This is a genomic window from Rhodococcus sp. ZPP (genome assembly GCF_017656075.1).
GTDB lineage: Bacteria > Actinomycetota > Actinomycetes > Mycobacteriales > Mycobacteriaceae > Rhodococcus_F > Rhodococcus_F oxybenzonivorans.
In genome coordinates, this window is sequence record NZ_CP058638.1 from 1,791,497 (window position 1) to 1,807,571 (window position 16,075).

Here is a 16,075-nt window from a genome sequence, read left to right on the forward strand (position 1 = left end):
TGAAGGAAATGACGGCGGTGCTGTCCGGTACCGATCCGCACGCTCTGCTCGACCAGCACCTGTGCAGACTCGAGCAGGGCCTTGCCGATGCACGACGCGAGCTGACCCGGATACACCGTCTCGTGGACTGGCGCGCGGAGCGAAGAGGCACCGTCGTTGTCGATGCCGATGACCTCGCCGATGCTGTTGCATCGGTCCGGTTCGCCCTCGACCCGCAGTCCGAGTTTCCGGCGTTGCGCGGAATCCACCTCGAGACTGGTTCCCGGAACCGAAGCGACGATCTCGGCGACCGAACTGCGGGCCGTCCTTGCCGGGACGGGCGAGCGGGTGGACCTCGGCGTCCTCGACTCCGGTTCCATGGTGGTCGGCGCGCAGCACCGAGGTTTTGCCGATCCCGGCCGAGACCGGCCGGTGCTCTTCCACGTACAGGTGAACGCGGGTTTTCTCCTCGACGCGGTCGCCGCCCTCCCCGGCGATCAGCTGACGTTCCGCTTCGGCGGCCCCATCACACCGCTCGCCATCCGTCCGCGGTCCGTTTCCTCCTCCGCCTCGGTGAGTGCGTACTCTCTCCTGATGCCGTTACAGCCGGCCGCGCTCACGTAACCTGTGAGGGCGCCGCAACGGCAGGCAGCCGTCCCGCCCGACACAGTTAGAGGAGCCCGTGGCCCGTAAGCCCAGACCACCCGGAACCGCGCAGACCTCAGGGATCGGCCACTTCGTCGATCTCGCCCGGGGAGCCGTCCCACCGCTTCATCCGGCCGGACTGCCATTCGTTCTCGCACCGCTCGGTGTGGCCCTACTCGGCCGCAACCGCAAGTGGGTCCGGCGTGGTGCGCTGACCTCTGCCGCGGCGTGCGCCGCGTTCTTCCGGCATCCGCACCGTGTGCCCCCCAACCGGGTGGGCGTAGCGGTCGCGCCTGCCGACGGTGAAGTCGCACTCGTCGATACCGCCGTGCCGCCGGCCGAACTCGACATGGGTTCCGAGCCCCTGCCCCGGGTCAGCATCTTCCTGTCCGTACTCGACGTCCACGTCCAGCGCAGCCCCGTCGGCGGAGTCGTGCAGAAAGTCGTGCACCGGTCGGGCCAATTCCTGTCCGCCGACCTTGCCGATGCCAGCGAGGTGAACGAACGCAACAGCATGCTGCTGCACACCTCGGACGGCCACGACGTCGCAGTTGTGCAGATCGCCGGCCTACTGGCCCGGCGAATCGTGTGCGACGCCGCGGTCGGCGACACCCTCCCCATCGGTGACACCTACGGTCTGATCCGGTTCGGCTCCCGCGTCGACACCTACTTCCCTGCGGGCACCACCTTGCTGGTGGAGCGTGGCCAGCGGACGATCGGCGCCGAAACCGTCATCGCTCAACTGCCGTGATCGCCAGTACGAAGCAGCGGAGAGGGAGACCACGGCAAGCGGTGCGCTTGCTGCCGAGTGTCGTCACGATTCTCGCGTTGTGTGGTGGGCTGTCCGCGGTGAAGTTCGCGCTCGACGGCGATCTCGGGACCGCGCTGGCAATGATCGGTGCCGCCGCGGTGCTCGACTCCCTCGATGGGCGGATCGCCCGGCTCCTCGACGCCACCAGCAAAATGGGTGCGGAGCTCGATTCGCTGGCCGACTCCATCTCGTTCGGTGTCGCCCCGGCCCTCGTGCTGTACGTCACCCTGCTGGACGGGCAGAGTTTCGGTTGGATCATCGCGCTCATCTATGCAGTGAGCATCGTGCTGCGGCTCGCCCGCTTCAACACTCTGCTCGACGACGACGATATGCCCGGTTACGCCAGCGAGTACTTCGTCGGCGTCCCGGCACCCGCGGGAGCCTTGGTAGCGCTGACGCCCTTGGCGGCAGCAGCGCAGTGGGGCGACGGCTGGTGGTCGTCGTATCCGGTCGTCGTGGCGTGGACGGTGTTCTCCGCCGCCCTCATCGTCAGCCGCATTCCCACTCTGGCGCTCAAGACCGTGTCCGTTCCGCCTCGCATGGCAGCAGGTCTGCTGGTGCTGGTGGCGCTCGCAGCCGCAGCGTTGGTCACCTATCCGTTCATTCTGTTGATGGCCCTCGTCGCCGTATACCTGGCTCACATTCCGTTCGCCGTCCGCTCGCAGCGGTGGGTGGCGGCGAGGCCGGAGACCTGGGAGATCAAACCGGCCGAACGGCGAGCCATCCGGCGACAGCCCGACACCCGCGGACGGCGCTCCGCCGCGCGGCTCGGGTTGCGCCGTCCACGAGCCCGATAGTCCACTCGCGCACGTAGGCTCGACGCGTGACCTCACCGGAACTCGCGCTCACAGTCCGACTGAACACTTCGGCCGCGGACACGCGACGCGGCGTCGTACGGCTCCATCCGGAAGCGCTCGCCGCGCTCGGTCTCCGCGAGTGGGACGCGATCGCGTTGGTGGGGGCGCGCCGGACGGCAGCGGTGGCGGGCATCGCGCCGGCCGGAACGCCCACGGGCACCGCGCTGCTCGACGACGTGACGATGTCGAATGCCGGCCTCACCGAGAACGCCACCGTCGTCGTGACGCCGGTGACCGTATACGGCGGAAGAGCGGTCACGGTCAGCGGCTCCAACCTGGCGGTCACCTCGATCTCCGATGTCACCCTGCGGCAGGCCCTCCTCGGGAAGGTCCTCAGCGTGGGTGACGCGGTGTCCCTGCTCCCCCGCGACCTCGGCCCCGGGACCAGCACAGCACCCGCCACGCAGGCACTGTCCCGGACCTTCGGCGTCGCATGGACGTCGGAACTGCTCACCGTCACCGGGGTGGACCCGGCAGGCGGCCCGGTGAGTGTGCAACCCAACACCGCGGTCGGGTGGGGTGCGGGAACGCGCACCGCGGTCTCGTCCGCACCGGCGCGCCTGTCGGCGACGGTGACCGAAACGGCGGCCGTCCCACCCCTGCCCGTCGAGGACCTCGTCGGGGCGCAGACCCAGGCCGCCAAACTGACCGAGTGGCTGGGACTCGCGCTCGACGAACCCGAACTGCTCCGCAAGCTCGGGGCGTCGCCTCACCTGGGTGTCCTCGTGACCGGGCCGGGTGGCGTCGGTAAAGCCACCTTGGCCCGCTCCGTGCTGGCGTCGCGGCGCGTCGTCGAACTCGACGGTCCCAGCGTCGGCGCTCTCGAAGCCGGTGCACGACTGCAACGGGTCACAGCAGCAGTCGACGCGATCAGCGGCGGCGGGGTGCTACTCATCACCGACATCGACACCCTGCTGCCCGCGACTCCGGAACCCGTCTCCGCCCTGATCCTCGACCAACTCCGCCGTGCCGTCGACACTGCCGGTGTCGCATTCGTGGCGACCACCGCGCATCCGGAATCGACCGACACCCGGCTGCGCGGCCAGGAACTGTGCGACCGCGAACTCGCCCTGACATTGCCCGACGGCGCCACCCGAAGAGCCCTGCTCGAACTGCTGCTGCGGAAGGTGCCCACCGACGGGATCGCCCTCGATGCCATCGCGGCCAGGTCGCCGGGATTCGTGGTGGCCGATCTCGCAGCGCTGTGCCGGGAAGCAGCGTTGCGGGCCGCCTCCCGCGCCACCAGGTCACCGGCCGACCCAGCTCTGACCCAGGAGGATCTGCTCGGGGCCCTCGACGTGATCCGCCCCTTGTCGAGGTCGGGAAGCGAGGAGCTGGCCATCGGCAGCCTCACCCTCGACGACGTCGGTGACATGGTCGAAACCAAGCAGGCCCTCACCGAGGCGGTGCTGTGGCCGTTGCAGCATCCGGATTCGTTTGCACGCCTCGGTGTCGACCCTCCGCGCGGAGTCCTGCTGTACGGACCTCCGGGCTGCGGGAAGACCTATCTTGTTCGGGCCCTTGCCAGTACGGGACAGCTCAGCGTGCATGCCGTCAAGGGCGCCGAGCTGATGGACAAGTGGGTGGGCGCGTCCGAGAAGGCGGTGCGCGAGTTGTTCCAGCGGGCCCGCGACTCTGCGCCGTCCCTCATCTTCCTCGACGAGATCGATGCGCTGGCCCCGCGCCGCGGTCAGAGTTCCGACTCCGGTGTCTCCGACCGCGTGGTGGCCTCGCTGCTGACCGAACTCGACGGCGTCGAGCCTCTGCGCGATGTGGTGGTGCTCGGCGCCACCAACCGACCCGACCTGATCGACCCCGCGTTACTGCGGCCCGGACGCCTCGAACGACTGGTGTTCGTGCCGCCGCCCGACGCGGAGGCGCGCAAGGCGATCCTGCGAACCGCCGGTAGTTCGGTCCCGCTCGCCGACGACGTCGACCTCGACGACCTGGCCGACAACCTCGACGGCTACTCGGCCGCCGACTGCTCGGCGCTCCTCCGCGAAGCCGCGCTCGCCGCGATGCGCCGGAGCATCGACGCCGCCGACGTCACCGCCGCCGACGTGGCCGCAGCACGCGAGAAGGTGCGCCCCTCGCTCGACCCCGAGCAAGTGGCGCACCTCGAGGCGTATGCGCTGTCGCGCCCGTGAGTACTTCTTAACCGCCCGCGGTTAACAAGTACTCACGGGTCAGGACCAGCGGCCGAGCAATGTCGCGGCGTGCGACGCGAGGGCAGCTTGAAAGAACGGACCGAAGCTCACGCGTGCGACGCCGAGCGGTCCGAAGGATGCCGGGTCGTCCTGGTCGGGCAGGCCGATCGCGTTGACGGGCAGCGGCAGCTCCGATGTGAGACGTTTCTGGGTGGCGTCGTCGTGGCGGCCCACCGGGTACAGGACGTCGGCACCGGCGTCGGCCGCGAGCTTCAGCCGGGAGATGGCACGGTCGACGCGATCGGCATCTTCTCCGACCTTCTTGACGAACAGGTCGGTCCGCGCATTGACGACGACGTGCACGCCTGCGGCGTCGGCGGCCTGGCGTAGTTTCCCCACGAAGTCGGCGTGCTCCTGCGGCTCACGCAGCCGGCCGCCTTCACTGTGGACGGTGTCCTCGATATTCAGCCCCACGGCGCCGGCGCCGATCAAGCCGTCGATGAGGCGAGCAGGTTCCTCCCCATAGCCGGATTCGATGTCGACCGAGATGGGCAGGTCGACGGCGGAGGTGATCTGGGCGATCCGATGCAGCAGCTCGTCGAAGGTGATTCCCTCGTTGTCGGGCTTGCCGATCGAGTCCGACACCGGATGGCTACCGACCGTGAGTGCTCGGAAACCCGCGGAGACAGCCAGATTCGCGGACCACGCATCCCATACCGTCGGCAGGATGACCGGGTTACCGGGCTGATGCAGCTGCAGCAGCGTTGTGGCCTTCTCGTGGATCGACGTCATGGGTGGGCTCCTCGCCTCGGAAAGTGTTGGACGGAGTCGTTCTCGGTACGCCTTCGTTGGCAACGCGAGGTGGGTGCCGTCCATTCCTCGCTGCTCGAGTACCGTGAGTGGATGGACTTCCGCGAACCCCTGTCGGCGGCGGCGGCCCTCGCCTCCGGCGCACTGGCCGGGTTCGTTCTCACCAATCCCCGCAATCGCGCGTGGGCCATCTATGCGTCGGATCGTGAGATCGACCGGTGGCTCAGCAGCCAGCCGACCGGTGTCGTGGTTGCCCTCGTCCTCGCCGTGATCGCTGTGGCCGGACTGCAGCGGTCGGGCTCACGCCGCGCCTCGTGGATCGTCGCCGCGGCGTGTGCACTCGTCCTGATCGCAACCCGCTCTGCGGTGGCCGGGGCAAGTGGTGTCGACACGCTGATCGCGTTGCACTTCGCGAAGACCGCAACCGCGGGGATTCTTCTCGGAGCCGCGGTCGCCGCAGTGTGGGGACGGTGGGGTCCGCAGCTGACGCTGACGCTCGGCGTGGCGGGAGCGTTCGTTCTCGCGAGCGTCGCGCGACTACCACGCGGTGACGCCGAGTATCTCGAACCGGCAAGCCGGAGTACGTCCGCGATCGGGGAACCACCGATGTGGTTGCTGATCGGGACGCTGGTACTGGCGCTCGTTTGCACCGCCCTCGCCCAGAAGCAGTTCCGGGTGCAGCGTCCCGAACGTCGAACCCTTCAGACGGCACTGGCCGCGGCACTGGCTCTCGCTCTCCTCAACCGGCTACTCGGTGCGTGGATCGACGATCACGAATTCGGTGAACCGCTGACGGTGTGGCTGATCATCGGCTTCTGCCTCGTGGTGGTGCTCGTGTGCACGGAGGTGTCCGCACGCTTGCTCCCCCGTGCCGACGGGCATTTCCTGTTGGCCGCGACAGCAGTCACCGCCGCGGCCATGCCCGTCCTCGACGACCTCCGGACCCCGCGCGTGACAACCCCCGCCTCCGCCGTCCTGATCGTCGGTGTCACAGCGTTGGCACTGGGCATCGCGGTCGCGGTCCGGGTTCCTCCGACGTTGCGACGACCGTACTGGGGGCTCGGGCTCGCCGCCCTCGTTCCCCTGACCACCGCCGTACAGCCCGACTTCGGCAATGACGGCGTCCTCCTTCTCGCCCGGCTCCTCGTCCTGTGCACCGGGATGGGTTTTGCGCTGGCCGCCGCGCTCCCCGCGTCGGCGCCGGTCGCCGTTCTGGGCCTGGCGTTGCCGTTCGCCTCGCTCGTCTTCGTGGCGGCAACCACCATCCCGGGCAGCCGGGTCGTGTACGCCGGCGCCTATGGACCGCTCGGCGCTGTGGCGGCGTTCACCCCCGACGGTCCCTCGCCCGCCTCGGCGGCATCGGACCATCTCGCCGGGATCGCGATGCTGGCCGTCGTGGCGTACTGCGCCTACTCGATACGGTCTCGTCGCCGACCGCTGGAAACGACCGCACCGCTCACCTAGTCGAGCAGACCCAGCGACTGCAGCCGGCGAAACACCAGCATCGAACCGGGCGCGACGTCGGGCATCGCCGCGTACTCGTCGACCGTGAAGTACCGCAGTTCCGCGATCTCGCTCGTGGGCCGCGGCTCAGCGCTCAGTTCTGCAAGAAAGCACGTCATGTGCAGGGCGGTGCCTTCGGGATGCCCGTACGCCGGCGCTTCGAAGACTCCCAGTTGCTCGAGGGTGCCGTCCACGATCGCGGCGTCGAGTTCTTCCCGAATTTCCCGGTGCAGCGCCTCTTCGGCGTTCTCTCCGGGATCGATCTTGCCGCCGGCCATGTAGAACGCCGACTTTCCGACCGATCTCGTCTGCAGAAGCCGCCTCTGGCGGATGTGAGCGAGGGCTGCGGTTCGGATCTCGGCGGGCACGCCTCACAAGATAGAACAGCCCGCCGCGGCCCTGAAATGACGCAGCGTGACGGGCCCGCCCGTTTCGTCCGGTTTGCCGGGACTCGAGGCCGAAACCTGGAACCAGTAAGATGTACGTCGTAGACCAACTCGCTAGCTTCGCGAACGGTCTACACCGACTCGGTTCGCTGCGTTCCGACACCCCGCCGCCCGCTGACCAACGACGGAGTGCCTTTTGCTCGCTGTTCTGCTCGCCCATGCTGTCGCCGCCGTTCTGGCTCCGCTTGTGGTGCGCATGTTCGGCCGCAACGCTTTCTATCCGCTCGCGCTCGTCCCGCTGGTATCACTCGGCTGGGTGATCGCGCACTGGGGGACGGTGCAGACCGTCTCACTCGAGTGGATCCCCGGCCTGTCGATGAACATCGACTTCTGGTTCGATCCCCTGGCCGCCATCATGTCGCTGCTCGTCCTCGGGATCGGCGCCCTGATCTTGATGTACTGCGCGCGGTACTTCACCGACGACGAGCCTCGGCTGGGTATTTTCGCCGCGCAGATGGTGGCGTTCGCCGGCGCCATGTTCGGGCTTGTCGCCAGCGACAACATGTTGTTGCTGTACACCTTCTGGGAGCTGACGACGGTCCTGTCGTTCCTGCTGGTCGGCCATTATGCCGAGCGCGCCTCGAGTCGCCGGGCCGCGACGCAGGCGCTGCTCGTCACCACCGCGGGTGGGCTGGCCATGCTCGTCGGCATCATCATCCTCGGCCAGGTCGGTGGCACGTACAACCTGTCGGAACTGATCGAGGTCGCACCTCGCGGCTGGCTCGCCGGTGTCGGTGTTGTGTTGGTCCTCATCGGCGCGCTGTCGAAATCCGCGATCGTCCCGTTGCATTTCTGGCTGCCCGGAGCGATGGCGGCCCCGACTCCGGTCAGCGGCTATCTGCATGCCGCGGCCATGGTGAAGGCCGGCATCTATCTCGTGGCCCGGCTGTCCCCCGGCTTCGCCGACGCCGCCCCGTGGCGATTCACCATCGTCACGCTCGGGCTGCTGACGATGGTGCTGGCGGGGTGGCGTGCGCTGCGGGCCTTCGACCTCAAACTCGTCCTCGCGTTCGGCACCGTCAGTCAGCTCGGATTTCTCATGGTGCTCGTGGGTCTGGGTACGCGGGACGCCATGTTGGCGGGGCTGACCATGGTGGTCGCCCACGCGATGTTCAAGGCGGCGCTATTCATGGTGGTCGGCATCATCGACCACTCCACCGGCACCCGGGACATCCGGAAATTGGGCCACCTGGGCGCCCGCGCACCGGCGCTGACGGTGTTCGCGGCCCTTGCCGCGGCCAGCATGGCCGGACTGCCGCCGTTCCTGGGTTTCGTCGGCAAGGAAGCAGCCTTCGACTCGTTGCTGAGCACCACGGCGCTCGCGGACCCCGCTCGCCTCGTGGCCGTGGCCGTGGTGGTGGTCGGATCGATCCTGACCTTCGCCTACAGCGTGCGGTTCATGTGGGGCGCATTCGGGCGCAAGCGGCTCGAGAATCCCACCGTTGCCGTGCAGAAGATGCACGCCCCCGGCCCGATGTTCCTGGCCGCGCCCGCGGTGCTCTCGATGCTCGGTCTGGCCGCGGGTGTGGCGTCACCCCAACTCGAGAAGTTGCTGGTTCCGTACTCGCAGACGCTGCCTGCCGAGGGCGCTTCCGACTACCACCTCGCGCTGTGGCACGGCGTCAACACCGCACTGCTGTTGACGGTGCTCGTGTTCGCCGTCGGCACCGCCCTGTTCGTGGCGCAGCGGTGGGTCATCCGGTTGCGGTTCGAACATCCACCGCTCGGCAACGCCGACCGCATCTACGACGCGACACTCCGCTTCATGGACGCCCTGTCGATGCGGCTGACCGGTGCCACTCAGCGCGGTTCGCTCCCCCGGACCCAGGCGATCATTCTCGCCACGCTCGTCGTGCTGCCGCTCGTTCTGCTGTTCACCGGCAGCCGCACCGACGCCGACCTCCGACTGTGGGACTCGCCGGTGCAGTTCGTGATCGGGCTGATGATGGTGGCCGCCGCGCTCGCGGCGACGGTGATGCGCAACCGGCTGGCCAGCGTCATCCTCGTCGGCCTCAGTGGATATGGCTGCGGTGTCCTGTTCGCGCTGCACGGCGCCCCGGACCTGGCGCTCACCCAGTTCCTCGTCGAAACGCTGACTCTGGTGATCTTCGTGCTGGTGTTCCGCAAGCTTCCCGCAGAGGTCGACGAGAGCAGGGCGATCGGTTTCAAGCTGCCCAGGGCACTGCTCGCCGTCGCGGTCGGCGCCACCATCACCACGATCGGTGCCTACGCGATCAACGCCCGCAACACGGTGCCCATTCATGGGTTGCTTCCCGACGCCGCGTACTACATCGGAAACGGCAAGAATGTCGTGAACGTCCTACTCGTCGACATCCGCGCCTGGGACACGCTCGGCGAAATCTCGGTTCTACTCGTCGCCGCGACGGGTGTCGCGAGTCTGGTGTTCCGCAATCGCCGCTTCGGTAGCGCGCCCCGCGTGTCGGACGCCCCTGCAGTCACCGTCGAACAGGCGTCCGCGCAGTCGGAGACGACCTGGCTGCTCGGTGGAGATCTCATCGATCCCCGACACCGTTCGCTGGTTCTCGAGGTGACCACCCGGCTGATCTTCCCGACGATCATGGTGCTGTCGGTCTACTTCTTCTTCTCCGGGCACAACACACCCGGTGGCGGATTCGCCGGCGGACTCACCGCGGGGCTCGCCCTTGTGTTGCGCTATCTCGCGGGCGGCCGGTACGAGCTGGGAGAAACGGTCCCCATCGACGCCGGAAAAATTCTCGGTCTGGGCCTCACACTCGCCGCCGGAACGGCCCTGGTGTCGCTGTTCCTCGGCGCACCCGTGCTGTCGTCCGCAGTGTTCGAGGTGACGGTCCCGCTGCTGGGACACATCAAGCTGGTCACCGCACTGTTCTTCGATCTGGGTGTGTACCTCATCGTGGTCGGTCTCGTCCTCGACGTGCTCCGCAGTCTCGGCGCACGTCTCGATGCACAGATCGAGGTGAACCAGAAATGAGCGCAAACATCGGATTCCTCGTCATCATCGGCGTCCTGGTGTCGGCAGGCGTCTACCTGCTCATCGAGCGCAGCATCACGCGCATGCTCCTGGGACTGCTGCTGTTCGGGAACGGGATCAATCTTCTGATCCTCACGTCGGGTGGCTCGGACGGCAATCCACCGATCGTGGGCCGTGACTCCATCCACGAGTCGATGGCCGATCCCCTCGCGCAGGCCATGGTGCTCACCGCGATCGTCATCACCATGGGCATTGCGGCCTTCGTCCTGGCTCTCGCGTACCGGTCGTTCAAGATCACCACCGCCGACCTCGTCGAGAACGATCCCGAGGACACCCGGGTCCTGCTGCGGCGTTCGCCCTCGGAAGCTCCCGACCGCGACCGCTCCGACGACCCCGTCACCGGCGAGCCCAGTTTCACCGGTGACGCCTTCGACCGGAACGGTAATCCCATCCCCTTGGAAGAACTACGGAACCTCGAAGACCTCGAGGGTTACGAAGAGCTGCACACCGGCGATTTCGATGACGACGAAGACGATAAGGCCACGATCGGAAAGAAGCCGTGACCCTGTCCCCGCACCTCGTCACCACACTCGCGCCGCTGCCGGTTCTCGTGCCCATGCTCGCCGCCGCCGCGACCCTGGTACTCGGCCGGCGTCCCCGGGCCCAGCGGGTGATCACCCTGACCGCACTGATCGCCGTGCTGGTCGTGTCCGCACTGCTCCTGTACCTCGCGGACCGCGACGGCACGACGGCAATTCAAGTGGGCGGCTGGGACTCCCCCATCGGCATCACCCTCGTCGTCGACCGTTTGTCCGCGATGATGCTCGTCGTCTCTTCGATCGTGCTGCTGGCCGTCATGGCATACGCGGTCGGTCAGGGCATCCGCGACGGAAGTGAAGACCAGCCCGTCTCGATCTTCCTGCCCACGTACCTAGCCCTCACCGCAGGAATATCCAACGCCTTCCTCGCCGGCGACCTGTTCAACCTGTATGTCGGTTTCGAGGTGTTGCTCGCGGCCAGCTTCGTCCTACTGACTTTGGGAGCGAGCGCCGAGCGGGTCCGCGCCGGCGTGTCCTACGTGATGGTGTCGATGGTGTCGTCGCTGATCTTCCTGGCCGGCATTTCCTTCGCCTACGCGGCCACCGGCACCCTCAACCTCGCCGACATGGCCACCCGGCTCGACGGCATCCCGTCGGGCACGCGCACCGCCATCTTCGGTGTCCTGCTCGTGGCGTTCGGGATCAAGGCCGCGGTCTTCCCTCTATCGACGTGGCTCCCCGACTCCTACCCGACGGCGCCGGCACCGGTCACAGCCGTCTTCGCGGGTCTGCTCACCAAGGTGGGCGTGTACGCGATCATCCGCGCGCACACGCTGCTGTTCCCGGAGGGCGAACTCGACAACGTTCTGATGGTGTGCGGCCTGCTGACGATGCTCGTCGGCATCTTCGGTGCGATCGCGCAGAGCGACATCAAACGCCTGCTGTCCTTCACCCTGGTCAGTCACATCGGCTACATGGTGTTCGGTATCGCGCTGTCCACGCAGTCGGGGCTTTCGGGTGCCATCTACTACGTGGCGCACCACATTCTCGTGCAGACCACGCTGTTCCTCGTCGTCGGTCTCATCGAACGACAGGCCGGGTCGTCGTCGCTGCGCCGGCTCGGCGGGCTCGCCGCCGCCAGCCCCGTCCTGGCCATCGTCTTCCTCGTCCCTGCGTTGAACCTCGGGGGCATCCCGCCGTTCTCCGGGTTCATCGGCAAAGTAGCCCTGCTGCAAGCGGGTTCCGCAGACGCCGGGGTGCTGGCCTGGGTCCTCGTCGGCGGCGGTACCCTCACCAGCCTGCTCACCCTGTACGTGGTGGCCCGCGTCTGGACCAAGGCGTTCTGGCGGGCCCGCGCCGACGCCCCGGAAGGTGACCTCGCCGACGTCAGCCCGTCGGCACTGATCGACGAGTCCGAGGCCGACATCCCGTTCGACGATCGCGCCGACGTGGGGCGCATACCCGCGATGATGTTGCTACCCACGGTCGCGCTCGTCGGGGTCGGCCTGGCCATGACGGTCTTCGCCGGGCAGATCATCTCGATCAGCGACCGTGCTGCCACCGACCTGCAGGACCGCTCGATCTACATCACCGCAGTCCTGGGCGATCGCAGCGGGGCCGAAGCGCAGGAGGCGCCGCGATGAAACGCGAGAGATTTCTCCAACTCAGCGCACTGGTCTGGTTGACGGCCGTATGGATTCTCCTGTGGGGAAACCTCAGCATCGCCAATGTGGTCGGAGGAGTCGCGGTCGGTGTGCTGATCATGGTCCTCATGCCCCTGCCGGGGGTGCCGGTCCAGGGGCGCGTGCACGTCCTGTCACTCCTCCGGCTGGCATGGAAATTCGTGTACTACTCGCTCGAATCGAGCCTGCAGATCGCCTGGCTGGCGGTACGCCCCGGTCCACCACCGGTCACCGGCGTTCTGCGGTACCAACTCGGAATCAAATCGGATCTGGTCCTCACCCTGTTCATCGACGTCCTGAATCTCATCCCGGGAACCATGGTGCTCGAGATCGATCAGGTTCGACGAATCGTGTACGTCCATGTACTCGACATGGGTTCGGCGAAGGCGGTCGGCCAGTTCTACCGCACGGTCGCGCAACTGGAACGCTTGTTCATCGCCGCCTTCGAGCGCGACTCCGAATGGAAGCCGAGTGCCTGGCACTTCGGCGACGAGCAGTACGAGGACCCCACTCAGAAGGGCACCACATGACAGTCGTCTCCGTCATATCCGGGATCGTTCTGGTGATCGCCGGCGTGCTGACCACCTTTCGGCTCCTCGACGGGCCCAACTCACTGGACCGCCTCGTCGCCCTCGACACCCTGATCGCCCTCGCCATGTGTGGTCTCGCGGTGTGGGCCGCCTACACCGGCGACACCACGATCGTCCCTGCCATCGTCGCCCTGTCGCTGGTCGGCTTCATCGGTTCCGTGTCGGTGGCCCGCTTCCGAGTGAGTGACAAGTAATGACCAGTGTCCTGAACTACATCGGCGCCGGTCTCATGCTGGCGGGCTCACTCCTCGCGCTCACCGCGGCCATCGCCATCGTGCGTTTCCCCGACACTCTGCGGCGCATGCACGCCGCCACCAAACCGCAGGTGGTCGGACTGAACATGGTGCTGGTGGGCGCCGTGATCGAACTGCGGGGCAACGTCGACATCTGGATGTTGATCCTCGTCGGCGTCTTCACTCTCTTCACCGCTCCCGTCATCGCGCACAGCGTCGGCCGCGTCGCGTACCGGGAGCAACGCGATCAGGACGGGCTGATGATGATCAACGAGCTGGAGCCTCCAGAGCGGCCGTGACCGCGGGCCGGGAACCGACGGTGCCCCAGCGGTGCAGCGCGCTGTCCTCGCGGGCGAAGAAGGTCGCGTAGAACCCGAGAATCACAGCGGCGAGGACACCGATCACGATCGGTCCCGAGACCTCGGGGAAGCGGCCCATCGGCACGGCCAGATAGCGGTAACTGAGCAGCAGTACGACGAGTGCGATCACCCCGCCGCCCACGAGCCGAATCCGGAACCAGCCCCACCCGCGTTCGGGGTCCCGCAAGGCCGACTCGATGGTCAGGCAGAGCACGGCTCCCGCCACCAGGTCGACTCCGTAGTGATAGCCGAAGCCGAGCGTCGCGGTGAGAGTGCATACCAGCCAGAACGTGCCGCCGAGCCGAAGCCACCAGGTGCCGCCGCGCGAGTGGATGAACAGCGCGAGCGCCCACGCGGTGTGCAGACTGGGCATGCAGTTGCGGGGCGTCACCTCATCGAACGCCATCGGCGCAGGGGTGAAGTCGGGCGTCGGAACAAGATTCGGCCAGTAATTGCCTGCTTGGAAGCCCTCCCCGTCGGTGCCGAATGCGAAGATCGGCCCCACCACGGGGAAGAGAAGGTAGAAGATGGGCCCGACGAGGCCGATCATCAGGAACGTGCGGACGAGATAATGCGTGGGCCAGCCGTGTCGCAGCTGATAGATCGCCACCGCGATCGCGGCGACCGGTAGTTCGATGTAAACCCAGTGCAGAACCCCGTATCCGACCGAACCGAGAGCATCGACCAGCTGTCCCATGTGCCACGACGGATTTCCCAGGGCATGGTCGGCGAGCTGCGCGTATTCGTCGAGAACCATCGGGCCGGCCATGATCGTGATCTGCAACCACGCATCGCCGAACTTGGTCGCAAGAATGAGCAGGGCACCGAGGGCCACCCCCTTCAGCGCGCTGCGCCGCTGCTCGCCGGTCCACCGGACTGCGGCGTAGACACCGACCGCGGTGAGAACCCACGTCGCACCGTTTCCCACGGTGAGAGGGCCCCCCGCCGCGTACCGCACAGCGGCGACGGACACATCGATGCCGGCCGCGGCCGACAGGGCCACGATCCGCTGCCGTGAAGTGAGCCCGACCATCGCGAGCGCGAGCCCCGCCCAGGGGACGGACGCCGACTTCGGTGTCAGAACATAGTCACGGACAAGGCTTTCGAGTGGCCCCTGGAATCCCTGCGCCGACGCGAGCAACTGGACCGTCACCAGCGCAGCCACGACCCCCAGCACGCCACCGGCAACGAGTGTGGGCGACCGGTCGACGGACCTCCCCGGCCGTGCAACGGCTACTTCGTCGATCGACACCCGCCAAGTGTAAACAACACATGAACGGCAGGTGGACAAGCGTCCGATCCTGGTACCGCGGTGTCAGGTGCCCAGTTCCTTCACGAGAGCATCGACCACCGCCACCAGATCGCCCCCGGTGGCCTCCGCGACTTGGCGTTGGCGCTGATAGGAGGCCCCGCGGCGCGGAATATCGGCCACAGCCGCCAGCTCGTTCGCACACCCGAGACGCGCAGCGGTGGGTGCGAGCTTCTCGAGCAGATCGTTCAGGTCGTCGGTGACGAGCCTCTCGTTGCTGTCCGAATCGAGGATGATCTCGGCGTCGAGCCCGTACCTCGCCGCCCGCCACTTGTTTTCCTTGACATGCCAGGGCTGCAGGTTCGGCAGGTTCTCGCCGGCCTCGAAACGCCGGTCCAGATCGACGATCAGGCAATGCACGAGTGCCACGAGCGCCCCGAGTTCGGCCCGGGTCGAAATGCCGTCGAAAACCCGCACCTCGATGGTGCCCCAGCGCGGAGCCGGGCGGATGTCCCAGTGCATGCCGCCGATCTTGGTGATCACCCCGGTTTTCATCTGATCACTGATGAAGTCTTCGTACTGCGCCCAATTCGCGAACTGGTAGGGCAACCCGGCCGTGGGCAGCTGCTGAAACATCAGCGCACGGTTACTGGCGTACCCGGTGTTGACGCCCGCCCACATCGGTGACGACGCCGACAACGCCAGTAGATGCGGATACCGCTGCAGCAGAGCATTGAGAATCGGGAACACCTTCTGCGGTGACGACACACCGACGTGAACGTGCACACCCCAGATCAGCATCTGCCGCCCCCACCACTGCGTGCGTTCGATCAGCTCGTCGTAGTCGGGTGTGCGGGTGACCAACTGGGTGGACCACTGCGCGAACGGGTGGGTGCCGGCGCAGATCAAGTCGACACCCAGCGGGTTGGCAGCCCGCCGCAGCAGATCGAGCGACTCATCGAGATCGCTCATCGCCTCGCCGACGGTGGAGTGGATGCCGGTCACGAGTTCGACGGTGTTGCGCAGCAACTCCTTGGTGATGCGCGGATCCTCGGGGCCCGCCAGATTCGCCACCGCATCGAACACCTCGGCGGCCGTGTTGGAGAGATCCCGCGTGACCCTGTCGACCAGCGCGATCTCCCACTCGACACCCAGTGTCGGCCGCGGCGAACCGGGAAAGGGAACTACCACGATTCCGATCCAACCACAGGCCGCACAGCGCGGCAGTACACCGACATCCCGGCGTCAACCGGG

The 16,075-nt window shown here is 67.1% G+C and carries 15 protein-coding genes; 11 read left to right on the forward strand and 4 right to left on the reverse strand.

The features are described from left to right. The first annotated feature begins 162 nt into the window (after positions 1-162). From HYG77_RS39500 to HYG77_RS08530, 4 genes are read left to right on the forward strand one after another with little or no spacing between them, the layout of a single operon-like run. Positions 163-603, forward strand: coding sequence for a hypothetical protein (locus tag HYG77_RS39500; RefSeq protein WP_244461416.1), 441 nt, complete (start codon positions 163-165; stop codon positions 601-603). Positions 604-661: 58 nt separating this feature from the next. Next, on the forward strand, positions 662-1,375 hold the full coding sequence (locus HYG77_RS08520) for a phosphatidylserine decarboxylase (RefSeq protein ID WP_159920134.1): 714 nt from the start codon (positions 662-664) through the stop codon (positions 1,373-1,375). Then, a complete protein-coding gene (gene pssA / locus HYG77_RS08525; protein ID WP_109327683.1) occupies positions 1,372-2,232 on the forward strand; it encodes a CDP-diacylglycerol--serine O-phosphatidyltransferase in 861 nt (286 codons plus the stop codon). Before HYG77_RS08520 ends, pssA begins: the two co-directional genes overlap by 4 nt. A gap of 26 nt (positions 2,233-2,258) precedes the next feature. Further along, positions 2,259-4,439 carry an AAA family ATPase gene (locus HYG77_RS08530; RefSeq protein WP_208962404.1) on the forward strand — a complete coding sequence of 727 codons (2,181 nt, stop codon included), beginning with the start codon at positions 2,259-2,261 and terminating at the stop codon, positions 4,437-4,439. 39 nt (positions 4,440-4,478) lie between these two features. Here HYG77_RS08530 and HYG77_RS08535 read toward each other — a convergent pair whose 3' ends face one another. Beyond that, positions 4,479-5,231 carry an isocitrate lyase/phosphoenolpyruvate mutase family protein gene (locus HYG77_RS08535; protein WP_109327679.1) on the reverse strand — a complete coding sequence of 251 codons (753 nt, stop codon included), beginning with the start codon at positions 5,229-5,231 and terminating at the stop codon, positions 4,479-4,481. A 111-nt stretch (positions 5,232-5,342) separates the two neighbouring features. Between HYG77_RS08535 and HYG77_RS08540 the strand changes: the two genes are divergently transcribed. After that, a complete protein-coding gene (locus HYG77_RS08540; RefSeq protein WP_208962405.1) occupies positions 5,343-6,713 on the forward strand; it encodes a hypothetical protein in 1,371 nt (456 codons plus the stop codon). Here HYG77_RS08540 and HYG77_RS08545 read toward each other — a convergent pair. Next, positions 6,710-7,120 carry an NUDIX domain-containing protein gene (locus tag HYG77_RS08545; RefSeq protein ID WP_208962406.1) on the reverse strand — a complete coding sequence of 137 codons (411 nt, stop codon included), beginning with the start codon at positions 7,118-7,120 and terminating at the stop codon, positions 6,710-6,712. The genes HYG77_RS08540 and HYG77_RS08545 overlap by 4 nt on opposite strands. A 214-nt stretch (positions 7,121-7,334) precedes the next feature. Between HYG77_RS08545 and HYG77_RS08550 the strand changes: the two genes are divergently transcribed. From HYG77_RS08550 to mnhG, 6 genes are read left to right on the forward strand one after another with little or no spacing between them, the layout of a single operon-like run. Next, on the forward strand, positions 7,335-10,169 hold the full coding sequence (locus tag HYG77_RS08550) for a Na+/H+ antiporter subunit A (RefSeq protein WP_109327675.1): 2,835 nt from the start codon (positions 7,335-7,337) through the stop codon (positions 10,167-10,169). Next, complete coding sequence (locus HYG77_RS08555; protein ID WP_109327673.1) at positions 10,166-10,732, forward strand: Na(+)/H(+) antiporter subunit C; 567 nt, start codon at positions 10,166-10,168, stop codon at positions 10,730-10,732. Before HYG77_RS08550 ends, HYG77_RS08555 begins: the two co-directional genes overlap by 4 nt. Beyond that, on the forward strand, positions 10,729-12,351 hold the full coding sequence (locus HYG77_RS08560; protein WP_109327671.1) for a Na+/H+ antiporter subunit D: 1,623 nt from the start codon (positions 10,729-10,731) through the stop codon (positions 12,349-12,351). The genes HYG77_RS08555 and HYG77_RS08560 overlap by 4 nt, the downstream gene beginning before the upstream one ends. Next, entirely contained in the window at positions 12,348-12,920 is a 573-nt protein-coding gene (locus HYG77_RS08565; protein ID WP_109327669.1) for a Na+/H+ antiporter subunit E, read from the forward strand. Before HYG77_RS08560 ends, HYG77_RS08565 begins: the two co-directional genes overlap by 4 nt. After that, positions 12,917-13,174 carry a monovalent cation/H+ antiporter complex subunit F gene (locus HYG77_RS08570; RefSeq protein WP_109327667.1) on the forward strand — a complete coding sequence of 86 codons (258 nt, stop codon included), beginning with the start codon at positions 12,917-12,919 and terminating at the stop codon, positions 13,172-13,174. Before HYG77_RS08565 ends, HYG77_RS08570 begins: the two co-directional genes overlap by 4 nt. Then, positions 13,174-13,512 (forward strand): monovalent cation/H(+) antiporter subunit G, encoded by a 339-nt coding sequence (mnhG, locus tag HYG77_RS08575; protein ID WP_109327665.1) that lies wholly within the window; start codon positions 13,174-13,176, stop codon positions 13,510-13,512. Before HYG77_RS08570 ends, mnhG begins: the two co-directional genes overlap by 1 nt. Here mnhG and HYG77_RS08580 read toward each other — a convergent pair. Both HYG77_RS08580 and HYG77_RS08585 read right to left on the reverse strand, forming a co-directional pair. Beyond that, complete coding sequence (locus HYG77_RS08580) at positions 13,481-14,818, reverse strand: phosphatase PAP2 family protein (protein WP_244461348.1); 1,338 nt, start codon at positions 14,816-14,818, stop codon at positions 13,481-13,483. The genes mnhG and HYG77_RS08580 overlap by 32 nt on opposite strands. Before the next feature lie 69 nt (positions 14,819-14,887). Then, positions 14,888-16,012 (reverse strand): glutamate--cysteine ligase, encoded by a 1,125-nt coding sequence (locus HYG77_RS08585; protein ID WP_109327661.1) that lies wholly within the window; start codon positions 16,010-16,012, stop codon positions 14,888-14,890. Positions 16,013-16,075 lie beyond the last annotated feature (63 nt).